The sequence below is a fragment of the Nocardia sp. CA-119907 genome, assembly GCF_050955995.1.
Taxonomy (GTDB): domain Bacteria; phylum Actinomycetota; class Actinomycetes; order Mycobacteriales; family Mycobacteriaceae; genus Nocardia.
Genome location: NZ_CP192091.1, coordinates 8,741,539 through 8,755,407, shown reverse-complemented (window position 1 = coordinate 8,755,407; position 13,869 = coordinate 8,741,539). Strand labels below are relative to the sequence as shown.

The window sequence follows — 13,869 nt, the reverse complement described above, 5'->3', positions numbered from 1 at the left end:
CATGGCGGAAAACACGCCCGCGCCCGAAATCGAGGACGTGCTCGCGCTGAGCCCGCTGCAGGAGGGTCTGTTCTCACTGGCCAGGCTGGCGGGGGAGGGCGACCTCTACGCGGTGCAATTCGTGCTCGAGGTCGCCGGTCCGGTCGATATCGCCCTGCTGCGGCGCAGCGTCGAGGCGATCCTGCGGCGCCATGCCAACCTGCGGGCCGCGTTTTGGGACCGCGATCTGCCGCGGCCGGTACAGATCGTGCCCGTCGCCGTGGACCTGCCATGGACCGAATGCGACTGCGCTGCGGGCGAACTCGACGATATCGTCGCGGCGCAGGCGCGCCGCCCGTTCGACCTGGCGCGCGGCCCGATGCTGCGGGTGCTGCTGGCCACGTTGCCGGACGAGCAGCGGCGGCTGGTCATCACCGCGCACCACATCCTGCTCGACGGCTGGTCGCTCGGCGTCTTCTTCCGCGAACTGTTCGCGTTGTACCAGGCGGGCGCGGCGCCGGACGCGCTGCCCGCGCCCCGGCCGTACCGGGATTACATCGGCTGGCTCGCCGCCCGCGACAATGACGCGGCCGTCGGCGGCTGGCGCGAATACCTGGACGGACTCGACCCGCTCATCCTCGCCGATCGCCGCGATGGCGCAGTGAACACCACTGTCCCGGCGATCCACACACTGACGCTGGGCGCCGCCGACACCGAGCGGCTGACCGGATGGGCGCGCGCCAACGGGCTCACGATGAATACCGTCGTGCAATACGCCTGGGCGATTCTGCTCGGCCGGCTCACCGACCGCCAGGACGTCGTCTTCGGCACCACCGTCTCCGGCCGCCCGGACGAGCTGAGCGGCGTGGAGACCATGATCGGTCTGTTCATCAACACCATTCCCACCCGAATCCGATTGGACGACAACCGATCCGGTGTCGAGGCCATGCGGGTGCTGCAGCGCGAATCTGCTGTCATGCGCGATCTGGCGTATGTGAGCCTGTCCGCGATCCAGCGCGCGGTGGGTGTCGGCACCCTGTTCGACACGCTGTTCGTCTTCGAGAACGCTCCGATCGGCGATGTCCTGAAACCCACCGTCACAGCCGACGGCACCCGGTTCCGGCCGATCGCCTCCGAAAGCCTCACGCATTACCCGCTCGCGGTCACCTCGTTCCTGCTGGAAGGGCAGCTGGTGGTGGTGATCGAGGGCGTCGACGCGGCCCTGGGCGCGTTGTCGGGCAAGGACATCGGCGCACGGTTGATCTCGGTGCTGCGCGGTCTGCCAGAAATCGGCGAGCGGGGGCCGGGTGCCTGCGACATCCTGCTGCCAGGGGAGGCCCCGCTGCCACCCGCGGCCACCGCCGCGGACGTGGTCGGGCGCAGCGTGCCGGAGCTGTTCGCACGCCAGGTCGCCGCGACGCCGGACGCGCTCGCGCTGAGCACCACGCACGAGCGCTACACCTATCGTGAACTATCGGACGCCGCTGGTCGACTGGCGGCTGTCCTGATCGCGCGGGGTATCGGCCCGGAAGATGTTGTCGCACTGGCGATGCCGAGGTCGGCCCGCTCGATCGTCGCGATTCTCGCCGTGCTGTCCGCGGGTGCCGCGTACGTGCCGGTGGATCTCACCCTGCCCGCTACGCGGATCGAGTCCATTGTGCGCCGAGCGCGCCCGCGACTGGTCTTGGGTGACAGCGCGGACGCGCTCGCCGAAATCGCCGACCTGCCGCCGACGCTGCCGCTGGACGCGCGTGCCGATGACCTGCCGATCGCCGCACCGGTCGCGGGCCGACCGGATCGGTGCGCCTATCTGATCTTCACCTCCGGCTCCACCGGAGAACCGAAGGGCGTCATGGGCACGCATGCCGCGCTGGCCAGCTATTTCGCCGACCACCGCGACCGGGTGTACCGTCCCGCGGTGGCTCGGCTCGGACGGCCGCTGCGCATTGCCCATGCCTGGTCGCTGAGTTTCGATGCGTCCTGGCAGCCGCTGATCGGACTGCTCGACGGCCATGCGATCCACCTGTTCGAGGACGAGGAGATGCGCGACGCACGCGGGCTGGTCGAGGGCATCGTGCGCCATGAGCTGGACATGATCGACACAACGCCGTCGATGTTCACCCAGTTGGCGGGCGCCGGTCTGGTCGAATTGGGCCGGATCCGGCTGGCGGTGCTCGCGCTCGGCGGCGAGGCCATCGGGGCGTCCCTGTGGAAACAGTTGTGTGCCCTGCCCGATACCGCCGTGCACAACTGCTACGGACCGACCGAAACCACGGTCGAGGCGGTGGTGGCCGCGGTGACCGATGCCGATGCCGAGCCGACCATCGGCGCGCCGGTGACCGGCATGACCGGCTACGTCTTCGACTCCGGCCTGCGCTTGGTCCCGGTCGGCGTGGCGGGTGAGCTGTACCTGTCCGGCGCGCAGCTGGCGCGCGGCTACGCGGGTCAGCCGGGGATCACGGCCGAGCGGTTCGTCGCCGACCCCTACCGCGTGGGCGAGCGGATGTACCGCACCGGGGATCTGGTGCGGCGCTTGCCTTCCGGCGATTTCGCCTATCTGGGGCGGGCCGACGACCAGGTGAAGATCCGCGGCTACCGGATCGAGCTCGGCGATATCGAAACGGCGCTGCTCGCGCTGCCCGGGGTGCGTGCGGGAGCGGTCATCGTGGTGCGCCGGGCCAGCGGACCGAGCCTGGTCGGCTTCGCGGTCGGCGTCGGCCTCGACGCCGCTGTGCTGCGTGCCTCGCTCGCCGAGCGATTGCCCGGATATATGGTCCCGCAACGCATTCTGGTCGTCGGCCAGCTACCGGTGACCAGCAACGGCAAACTCGACACCAAGCGGCTCGCCACACAGGCACTGACCGAACTGACCGCCGCCGGGGCGGCGCCCGCGCGCACCGAAACCGAACGCCGACTGTGCGCGGTGCTCACCGATCTGTCCGGCGGCTCGACGCCCGGCATCGATGACGACCTGGTGGGCCTCGGGTTGGACAGCATCGTGGCCATTTCGCTGGTGAATTCGTTACGCCGCGAGGGTATTTCGGTCAGTCCACGGATGGTGCTCGGTTCGGCGACGATTCGGGAGCTGGCTGCTCGCATCGATGCGGGCGCCGAGACCGCCCCCACGGCCCGCGTGGCGGACTATGGCCCGGTGGGCCCGGTGCCGATCGTGTCGTGGATGCACGAGTACGGCGGCTACCGCAGATTGGCCCTCAGCAATCTGCTCGAGCTGCCAACGGATATCGATGCCGCGAGTCTGACCACTGTGCTGCAATCGCTGTTGGACGGGCACGATCTGCTGCGGTCGGTGTTCACCGCGTCGGCCACCGACTACGGGCTGAGCACCCGCGCTCCCGGCGCGGTGCGGGCCGAGGACATCCTGTCCCAGGTGCGAGTCACCGGCGATCTGGAGACTTTGCTGAGCGAGCGGGCGCGAGCGGTGGCCGAGCAGATCGATCCGTTCGCCGGTGCGATGATTCGCGCGGTGTGGTTCGTCCGGGCCGACGCACCCGATGTGCTGCTGCTGACCATCCACCACCTAGCGGTCGACCCGGTGTCCTGGCATGTCATCAGCGCCGATCTCGCTGCGGGCTGGGCGCGGCTGCGCGCCGGACAGGCACCGGACCCGCCGCAGGAACACACCGGCTATCGGGAGTGGTCACGTCTGCTCGCGGGCCGCGCGGGCGCGGAAGCGGTTGCGGCCCAGCGTGACTACTGGGTGCGCCAGGTCACGGGCCCGGACCCGGTGCTCGGCAGTCGGCGGCCCGACCCGCGCACCGACACGTGGGGCTCCTACCGGGTGAGCCCGGTGCCCGCCTCGGCGGAGGCGACCGCGGCGATCCTGCACGGTCTCGGCGGCCGATCGGCCGGGGTGCGCGAATTCCTGCTCACCGCACTGACCATAACCCTGGCGAGTTGGCGCGTCGAACGCGGTCAGGACGCCACGGCCGGTGCCTACCTGGCGCTGGAGGGGCACGGCCGCCAGGATGCGGTGTTCGGTCCCGAGGTCGACACCGCGCACACGGTGGGCTGGTTCACCAGCATCGTGCCGGTCCGGCTCGGCCCCGGCGCGGATTTTGTGGATATCGCAGTGGCACAGCGGCATCCGGCGCGAGCGGCCGCGCTGCTCGATGCGGTTGCCGCCCACCTGTCCGATATGCCGAACGAGGGAGCGGATTACGGCGTGCTGCGCTACCTCGACCGGCAGGCCGAACTGGTGCGTGCCGACGGACCACAGGTGCTGTTCGACTACCTCGGCCGATTCGACCTCGCAGGTGCGGGTCAGCCGTGGACCCCGATCCCGGACCTGGCCTTGCACGAATGTCTGCCGCGCATACCGGAACCGGATTTTCCGCTGCGGTACGCGCTCGACGTGATCGCCGGCGTGCGCACCACCGCGGCCGGGCCGCAGCTGGTCACCATGTTGCGCTGGAGCGAGGCGCTGTTCGAGGCGGCAGAAGTGGACCGGCTCACCCGGCTCTGGCATGACGCCGTCGCCGCGCTGGAGCGTGCCGTTTCCGCGGTCGCCGTCGGCGCCAACTGATCGATCGAAACCCCAGAACCACGCTCATTCAAAGGATTTTGCGATGTCGGACGATATTCTCGAGCGGCGCAAGCGGCTACTGCGGCAGCGTCTGCAGGAACGTCAGTTGACCGCGACCAGCCTCGCGCAGGCGCCGACCAGGGCGGTGGGTGCACCCGCACCGTTGTCCTCGGCGCAGCAGCGAATGTGGTTCCTGCAGACGGTCGATCCCGAGGACACCACGCTGAATGTGTGCGTCGGTTATCGGCTGGTCGGCCCGCTCGACGCGGCGCGATTGCGGGCCGCGTTCGATACCGTACTGGCCCGGCACGAAATCCTGCGTACCACCTACCATGTCGACGCCAACGGACAGCCGTATCAGGTTTCCCACACGGACGCCGAAATCGCCTGGCAGCAGCATGATCTCACCGACTCGCCGACAGACGGGCGGGCCAGGCGGGTGGAGGTGCTGGCCCGGCGAGAGTTCGGTCGGCCCTTCGACCTGACCGCCGAGACACCGCTGCGGGTGCTGCTGGTCCGCACCGGCGCCGCCGAGCATGCGCTGATCCTGGTGATCCATCACATCGGCTGGGATGACGATTCTTGGCCGGTCTTCTTCAGCGAACTCAACGCCGCCTACCGCGGCGCGTCCGGTGAACTGCTCGAAATCCACGTGCAGTACGCCGATGTCGCGCTCACCGAGCGGACCGCCGAGGACGCGGCCGACCTGGCGTACTGGCGCGCCACGCTGACCCCGCTGCCCGAGCGGTTGGAGCTGCCCGGTCGGGCCGGTGGCCCGGTGAGCCGAGCCGCGGACAAATACGTGGCGACACTGCCGCGGGATCTGCTGGATCGGGTCGCCACGGTGGCCCGAGATCATGCCGCTACCCCGTATATGGTCTTGCTCGCGGCGTTCCAGGCGCTGATCCAGCGCTACACCGCGGCAACGGATTTCCTCGTAGCGATGCCGGTAACCGATCGCCGCGGCGCCGCGGCGGAGGCGCTCATCGGCTACTTCGGAAACACGCTGCTGCTACGTGCCCGCCCCGCGGGCGCGCAGACCTTCGCCGAACTGGTGGATGCGACCAGGGATGGCTGCGCCAGCGCCTTCGGCCATCAGGGCATCGGTGTCGAGCAGGTGGTCCGCGCGGTGCGCCCGGATCGGGTGGCCGGCCGCGACGGCCTCGAGCAGTTGGTCCAACTCAGCTTCAGTGTGCGCGGCAGTGCGAACGGCTTCGACCTGCCCGATATCGCCGCCACCGAGCTGGAATTGGCCGCTTCGGTCGCGCAGGAGGCGCTCGGTTTCATGGTTGTGCTCGACGACGCCGATGCCCGAGTCGAGGCCACCTACCTGGTGGACCAGTTCGACCGACCGCTGGTGTCCCGATTGCTCGACCACTATCTGCGGCTGCTCGCAAGCGCGGTGGCCGATCCACGCAACCTGGTACGCGATCTCGACATGTTCGGCGCCGCCGGCCGCGACGAGATCCTCGCGGTGTCGCACGGACCGCTGGTCGAGCTGCCCGCCACCACACTTGTCGATCTGGTGCAGCGTCAGGTCGTGACCACACCGGACCGGGTCGCCATCGTCTCCGATACCGTCGAACTCAGCTACCGCGGCCTCAATGAGCGCGCGAACAGGCTGGCGCACTGGTTGATTCGTCAGGGCACCCGGGTCGAGGACCTCGTCGCGCTGCGGCTCAACACCTCGGTCGAATTCATCGTCGCCAGCCTGGCGGTCATGAAGTCCGGTGCGGCCTACTTGCCGATCGATCCCGGCTACCCGGCCGACCGCATCGATTATCTGCTCGCAGATGCCAGGCCGGTGCGCTCACTGGCCATGGCCGAACTCGACGCCGCGGAAGCCGAGGCGGCCGAGCTGCCGGTCACCGATCCGACCGACGCGGACCGGCTTTCGCCGCTGCGGCCCTCGAATACCGCCTACGTCATCTACACCTCGGGCTCCACCGGCAAGCCGAAGGGCGTGCCCGTTCCGCACGACGCCATCGCCGATCATCTGGTGAACTTCGCCGTGGACTGGGACACCAGCACCCCGGAGCGGGTACTGCAGGCTACCTCGGTCAGCTTCGACGCATCGCTGGCCGATATCTATCTGCCGCTCATCGCCGGTGCCTGCATCGTGGTCCCGAAACCCAATGCCTATCGCGATATTCCGTACATCACCGAACTGATCGCTCGGCACGGGATCACCGTGCTGCCCATGGTCCCGTCCATGCTGGCCACCTTCCTGCTGCTCCCGGAATCCAACGACTGGCGGGCGCTGCGGCATGTCCCGGTCGGCGGTGAGGCACTGCCCGGCGAGATCGCCGATAGGTTCGCCGCGCAGTTCGACGCCGAACTGCGCAACCACTACGGGCCGACCGAAGCGGTCGTGTGCTCGACTTCGATGCCGGTCGACGGTCCGCAGGGCGCCAGGATCGTGCCGATCGGGTTTCCCAACCGCAACGTCTACGTCTACCTGCTCGACGAGTCGCTGCGGCTGGTGCCCCCGGGGGTGGTCGGCGAGATCTACCTCGGCGGCCCGCAGTTGGCGCGGGGCTATCTGCACCGGCCGGTGCAGAGCGCGGAGCGTTTCGTCGCCGACCCCTTCGTGCCCGGCGGACGGCTCTACCGCACCGGCGATATCGCGCGCCGCACGGTCGACGGGGAGATCGAATTCATCGGGCGCGCCGACGAACAGGTGAAGGTGCGTGGCTTCCGCATCGAACTCGGCGAGGTGGAGGCGGCCGCGGCCGACCACCCCGACGTCGCGCAGTGTGTCGCGCTCGTCACCGAGCATGAATCCCTCGGCGCGATCCTCGCCGCCTACCTGGTGCCGGTGCCCGGTGCCCAGATCGACCCGGTCCGGGTGCGCGCGGTCGTCGCGGCCGCGCTGCCCGAACACATGGTGCCCGCGGCCTTCGCGGTGATCGGTGCGGTGCCGCTGACCGCGCACGGCAAACTCGACCGGCGTGCGCTCCCGGAGCCGGTGCTGACCGTATCGCGCAGCTACCGAGAACCGCAGTCGCCGACCGAGATCCGGGTCGCCGCGCTGTTCGGCGAACTGTTCGACACCGACCGAATCGGCGCGGACGATTCCTTCTTCGAACTCGGCGGGCACTCGCTACTCGCGGCCCGGCTGGTCACCATGATCCGCGCGCGCTTCGGGCTGGACATCGATGTCCGCGCGCCATTCGATACCCCGACCGTCGCCGGGCTGGCGGCCCACTTGGTCGCCAGCTATCGGGATCGGTTCGGCGCCGACCTCGACGACGCGGCGTCGTTCGATCCGTCCATTGCGGACACGGCGGGCATCCCGTCGAAGCAGGAACGGCCGGAACGCATTCCGCTGTCCTACTCACAGCGCGCACTCTGGCTGCGGCGGCGGCTGGAGGGCCCCTTCGAATGGGAGAACTTCCGGTTCGCGGTCCGACTGGACGGACCGGTGGATGCCGACGTGCTGGCCGCGGCGGTCGCCGACGTGCTGGCACGGCACGAGGCGCTGCGCACCACGTTCCCCGAGTACGAGGGCACACCGCATCAGCTGGTGCGTCCAGCCGGACCGGTCGAGCTGCCGCGTACCGTGCTCGGCGGCACGCCGGCCGACGCGGGGGCGCGGCTGGAACGTGAGTTGGCCGCGGCGGCGGGGCACGTGTTCGACCTGGCCGACGAACTGCTGGTCCGCCCGCACCTCTATCACCTGGATGAACAGACCCACGTGCTGTCGGTGCTGATGCACCACATGGTGACCGATGTGGAGTCGTGCCGGATCTTCATCGATGATCTGACGACGGCCTACCGGGCGCGGCTGGCCGGCGCGCCGCCGTCGTTCCCCGAACTGCCCCTGCAATTCGCCGATTTCGCGCTCTGGCAACAGCACCATTTCGACCACGCGCCGGGCACTGTCGAGCTCAGCGAATACGGCGCCGCGCGGCTCGAGCACTGGCGCAGCACCCTGGCCGATCTGCCGGTGGAGATCGCGGTTGGGCACGATCGGCTCCGCCCGTCCCGATTGGGTTGTGCAGGCGTCAGCACCACGCGGACCGTGTCGGGCGGAACTTGGCACGCCGTGCGGACGCTGGCCGAGGAGTCCGGCGCGACCGAATTCATGGTGTGCCAGGCCGCCGCTGCGGTGCTGCTGCACGCCCTCGGAGCCGGTGATGATCTGCCGATCGGTGCGACCGTCGCCAATCGAATCGGTCCCGCCGTCGATCGGAATATGGGCCTGTTCGCCGATATGGTCGTGCTGCGCAACGACTTGTCCGGTGACCCGACTCCGCGCATCGTGCTCGATCGGGTACGTGAATCCGCGCTCGGCACGCTCGGCCACCAGGATGTGCCGTTCGAGCGGATCGTCGAAACCCTCAATCCACCACGGATGCTGGCCCGCAATCCGCTATTCCAGGTGATGATGCACTTCGGGCAGCGGCCGCAGCCGGTTCCGTTCAGCGTGGACGGCGCAACCACCGTCACCGCGTTGACAACCCAGTACGACGTCGCGTTCATGGACCTGCACCTGGATTTTCTGGTCGAGACCGGCGGTGGGATGACCGTACGCGTGGTGGTCAACTCCGATCTCTACGAGCCCGCGACCGGTGCGGTGTTCGCCGACGCGCTGGTGGCGACCATCGCCGCGTTCGCCGCGAAACCCGATGTCGCGGTATCGGATCTGAGCGTGACCCCAGACGGCTGGGACGCCACACGCACGGTCGTGCACCGCGCAGGTGCCGCAGTGATGCCGGTCGAGATCGAGGACGGTCCGCCGCAGACCGACACCGAGCGGACACTGGCTGCGTTGCTGGAGGAGTTGCTGGAGACCACCGACATCGGCCGCGCTGACAGCTTCTTCGCCCTCGGCGGTGACAGCATCATCGCCATCCAGTGGGCGACCAGGGCGGGTGCGGCCGGGCTGGCACTGACCCCGCAGTTGGTGTTCGAGCATTTCACGATCGGCGCATTGGCCGCGGCGATCGATGCGGGGGGCCCGGCGGCGGTCGAGCCCACCACATCCGCCGATGATCATCGGCACGCGCCGATGACGACGTCGGGGCTGTCGCAGGACGCCCTTGCCATGCTGCGGGACTCCTGGGCCGCGCAGGGCTGAGCATGCGACCGGTGCGTGCCGCAGGATCGGCACGCACCGGAGGGGGCTATTCGTTCGGGCCGACCTGACACCGGCAGCGGGTGGCTGAAACGGGTACCGGCTCTTCGGGATCCGAATCCGCCACGAAGAATCCGCACCAGTGCAGGTCGTCGGCGAATCGCGCCTTGATGGCGACGGGCAGCGTCGAATCTGCCGGGAGACCTACTTCGCCGCGGCGGCGAAATAGGGCTCGAGCTTGTTCAGGATGTAGGGCACCGATAGTGCGGACGGCTGATTGATCGCACTGATCTCCTGTGTGGTGAGGAAGGCGACCGCGCCCTTCTGCACCGCGGGCAGTTCTGGATAGCCCGGCAGCTGACGGTACTTCTCGTCCATGCCCGGGGAGTAGCCCGCCAGCAGCAGATCGGCCCGCAGCGCGTCCACCCGCTCCGGTGACAGCGCCAAGCGTCCCTGGGTGGCGGGCATATCGGTGATGTTCTTGGGAATGGTCATGCCGAGCTGCGTAAAGACCTTGCTGGAGCCGTCATTCGGGTCGGTCAGCACCATCAGCTGCGCCGGACTCGCCAGCCAGGTGCTGACGAATGTCTTACCCGGCAGGCCCGGATTCGCCTGCTTGATCGCGTCGATCTTCGCGTCCACATCGGCGATCACCTTGGTCGCCGCGTCCTGCTTGTGCAGCACCTTGCCCAGCGCGGTGACCTGTTCCTGCCACGGCGCCACCGCAGCCTGGGACAGACCGGGCAGGGTCGGCGCCACCTTCGAAAGCTCGTCGTAGGTCTTCTGATCCGCTATGAACGGGTCGGCCAGAATCAGGTCCGGCTCCAGCGCCGCGACCTGTTCGGCGAGATTGCCGGTGGTGCTCAGGGACTTCGCCGACTCCAGGGACTTGGGTTCCCACGGCGCCGTGCTCTTGGACGCCACCGCGACATTGTCGACGTAGCCGATCGGGACCACGCCGAGCGCCAGCGCGGCGTCCATCCATTGATTGCCGAGGGTAACGATCTTCTTCGGGGTGCCAGCGATCGTGGTCTCGCCGCGCGCGTGCGTAATGGTTACCGCCGCGCCGCCGGAATCGGAGTCGTCGCTCGATGATCCGCACGCGGCCAGACCTAGGGTCAGGGCACCGGCCAGCGCGGCCACCGCCGCCCGCGCCCAGACCCGGGATGCCCGAACAGACTTCATCGTGGAACCCTCCTTGCGGTAACTCAGCCAAGGCTAACCTATCCGGGCTCGCTCTCGGCGAACACCTCGGCCGGTTCCGGAGGGTGGGATTCGATTTGATCGTTACATCCGCTAATTATATAGTTTGCTGAGGTAATAAATCAGCAAGGGGCCGCCGTGACGATTCCATCCGCCGATCTCGATCTCGACGACATCCAGACCATTCGTCGCCGCATGCGCTACGACCGAGATCATCCGCACTACAAATGGGTTGTCCTGACCAACACCACCCTTGGTGTACTGCTCAGTGCGATCAATGCATCGATCGTGTTGATCTCGCTGCCCGCAATCTTTCGCGGCGTCGGCCTGAACCCGCTGGAGGCGGGCAACGTCGGCTACCTGCTCTGGATGCTGATGGGATATCTGCTGGTCACCGCGGTTCTAGTGGTGATGTTCGGGCGGCTCGGCGATATCTTCGGCCGGGTCCGGATCTATAACCTCGGCTTCACAGTGTTCGCCGCGACCGCGGTCCTGCTGTCCTTCGACCCCTTTCACGGTGGTGCGGGCGCGATGTGGATCATCATCTGGCGAGTGGCGCAGGGCGTCGGCGGCGCAATGCTGATGGCCAACTCCACGGCCATCCTCACCGACGCGTTCCCGGCGAAGCAGCGCGGCACCGCCCTCGGCATCAATATGGTGGCCGCGGTCGCTGGCTCATTCCTCGGCCTGATCATCGGTGGCGTGCTGTCGGAATGGGATTGGCGCGCGGTGTTCTGGGTGAGTGTGCCGATCGGCATCCTGGGCGCCATCTGGTCGTACCGCTCGCTGCACGAAGTCGGCCAGCAGACCAAGGGCAAGGTCGATTGGGCGGGCACCATCACCTTCGGTCTCGGACTCACCGCACTGCTCACCGGTATCACCTACGGCATCCAGCCCTATGGCGGACACCCCACGGGCTGGTCCAACCCGTGGGTGCTCGGTGCGGTCATCGGCGGCATCGCCCTGCTCGGCGTGTTCTGCGTGGTGGAGACCAAGGTCGCCGAGCCCATGTTCCATCTGTCGCTCTTCGGCAACCGCGCCTTCGGTCTCGGCAACTTCGCCAACCTGATGGTGTCCATCGGCCGCGGCGGCATGCAGTTCATGCTGATCATCTGGCTGCAGGGCATCTGGCTGCCGTTGCACGGCTACGACTACGAATCGACACCGCTGTGGGCCGGTATCTATCTGCTGCCGCTGACCGTGGGATTCCTTGCCGCTGGACCGGTTTCGGGTTGGCTGTCGGACCGCTACGGCTCGCGCCTGTTCACCACCGGTGGCGCGATCCTTGCGGGCCTCACCTTCCTGTTGCTGCTGATCGTCCCGGTCGACTTCAACTACTGGGTCTTCGCCGCGATAATCCTGCTCAACGGCATCGGCTGCGGTCTGTTCTTCTCACCGAACACCGCCGCCATCATGTCGAGCGTGCCCGCGGCGCAGCGCGGCGCCGCCTCGGGCATGCGCGGCACCCTGTTCAACGGCGGCAATGCGCTGTCGATGGGAATCTTCTTCTCGCTCATGGTCGTTGGCCTTGCCGCCAGCCTCCCGTCGGCGCTCGACAGCGGCCTGCGCGCCCAGGGCGTCTCCGCGGGCGCTGCGACCCAACTCGCCGATCTGCCGCCGGTGGCGAGCATGTTCGCCGCCTTCCTCGGCTACAACCCGATCCAGGAATTGCTCGGCCCCACCGGCGAATTGGCCAGGCCGGGCGTGCATGCGGATACCCTCACCGGTCAGGAGTTCTTCCCACATCTGCTCACCGGGCCATTCCACTCGGGTCTGGTCGTTGTTTTCGTCGCGGCCGCCGTGATGATGTTCCTGGCCGCCGCGGCCTCGTACTGCGCCGGCGACAAATACGTCGAGGATGAACGGGCCGAACTCGCCGAAGCCGACGAACTCGTCGGCGCACGTTGATCCACTTGGTGCGCGGCGCACCGGAGTTCTACTGTCTGGGGGCATGAACTCCCTGCCCGCCGCGGTGATGGTGGCGATCGGCGTATTCGTCGCCGCGATCACCATCGGTCGGTGGCTGCTCGTCAACGACACCCTCAGCAACCGCCTTATCAATCGTGCGCTGGCATGGGATCTGATCGGTCTGCTCGTCTTCGTGGCAGTTGGTCGGCTCGGTTCCGCGGACCTCGCGTTCGACCTGTTCGTGATCTTCGGCGCGCTGACCGTGGCCAATGTCTTCGGCTTCGCCAGGCTGCTCGACGGAGCGGACGTGGGTATGTCCGCTCGACGCCAACGCACATATGACGCGATCGCGGCCGCGGCCGGGTGCGTCGTGCTGGTCGGCACGGTCGGCACGCACATGGGTTTTTCCGTCGATTGGGGGTCGACGGTGTGGTTCCTGAGTGCGATGCCGACCATCTGGTCCGGTTTACTGATCGTCCGGGCCTGTGTGCGGGAACTGCGCACCGCCGACGCCACCGCGAAGGAACGGCTCACCTACTGCGCACTGCTCGTCGTCGGCGGGTATTGCGCGGTGGCTTCGGTGATCGCCCTGGTACGAACGATCCACGGCACTCGCCCCGACAAGGCCGGGCCCGCTTGGGCGATCGGTACGTACGCGACTCTGGTCCTGCTCACCGCGCTGATCGCGATTCCGCTGTGGAATGCGCTGCTGGCGCAGGCCGGGTTGGACCGGGCCGGTCGGTGCTGTCGCCGTCTGCGGCCGCTGTGGCGCGTGCTGACCGCGGCGGTACCCGAGGTGGTGCTGGAGCCCGCGAGTCCGGGCACCGGCGGATCGGCGTCGCGGCTGTATCGGATGACGGTCGAAATCCGGGATGCCCTAGTGCAATTGAAGCCCTTCGCCCCGGATGCCGAGGCGCACGACGATATCCGCGAATACGCGCGGTGCATCGCGCAAGCCGCACAGGCGAAGGCTGATGGCAGGTCTGCGCCGGTCATCGCCACCGGTCGCGCCGCCGGGTTTGCGCTGTCGGACCACACAGACGAACTCCGGTACCTGCTGGATCTGGCTCGCGCGTGGCCCCGACGATGAACTGCTGTCACGTCATCGGTTACTGACCTATTGAACGTGCCGCTATATAGCGGTACGTTCAATAGG

At 68.0% G+C, this 13,869-nt stretch carries 5 protein-coding genes; 4 read left to right on the top strand and 1 reads right to left on the bottom strand.

The window, feature by feature from the left end:
- The first annotated feature begins 1 nt into the window (after position 1).
- Together ACQP2D_RS39405 and ACQP2D_RS39400 are read left to right on the top strand one after the other, a co-directional pair.
- A complete protein-coding gene (locus tag ACQP2D_RS39405; RefSeq protein ID WP_433680978.1) occupies positions 2–4,522 on the top strand; it encodes an amino acid adenylation domain-containing protein in 4,521 nt (1,506 codons plus the stop codon).
- Positions 4,523–4,565: 43 nt separating this feature from the next.
- Positions 4,566–9,605 carry an amino acid adenylation domain-containing protein gene (locus ACQP2D_RS39400; protein ID WP_433680977.1) on the top strand — a complete coding sequence of 1,680 codons (5,040 nt, stop codon included), beginning with the start codon at positions 4,566–4,568 and terminating at the stop codon, positions 9,603–9,605.
- Positions 9,606–9,806: 201 nt separating this feature from the next.
- Here the strand turns inward: ACQP2D_RS39400 and ACQP2D_RS39395 are convergent, their stop codons facing one another.
- Positions 9,807–10,787 carry an ABC transporter substrate-binding protein gene (locus tag ACQP2D_RS39395; protein WP_433680976.1) on the bottom strand — a complete coding sequence of 327 codons (981 nt, stop codon included), beginning with the start codon at positions 10,785–10,787 and terminating at the stop codon, positions 9,807–9,809.
- Between the two features lie 213 nt (positions 10,788–11,000).
- Here ACQP2D_RS39395 and ACQP2D_RS39390 point away from each other — a divergent pair, with 213 nt between their 5' ends.
- Together ACQP2D_RS39390 and ACQP2D_RS39385 are read left to right on the top strand one after the other, a co-directional pair.
- On the top strand, positions 11,001–12,713 hold the full coding sequence (locus ACQP2D_RS39390; protein WP_433685901.1) for an MFS transporter: 1,713 nt from the start codon (positions 11,001–11,003) through the stop codon (positions 12,711–12,713).
- 43 nt (positions 12,714–12,756) lie between these two features.
- Complete coding sequence (locus tag ACQP2D_RS39385; RefSeq protein ID WP_433680975.1) at positions 12,757–13,803, top strand: MAB_1171c family putative transporter; 1,047 nt, start codon at positions 12,757–12,759, stop codon at positions 13,801–13,803.
- Positions 13,804–13,869: the final 66 nt, after the last annotated feature.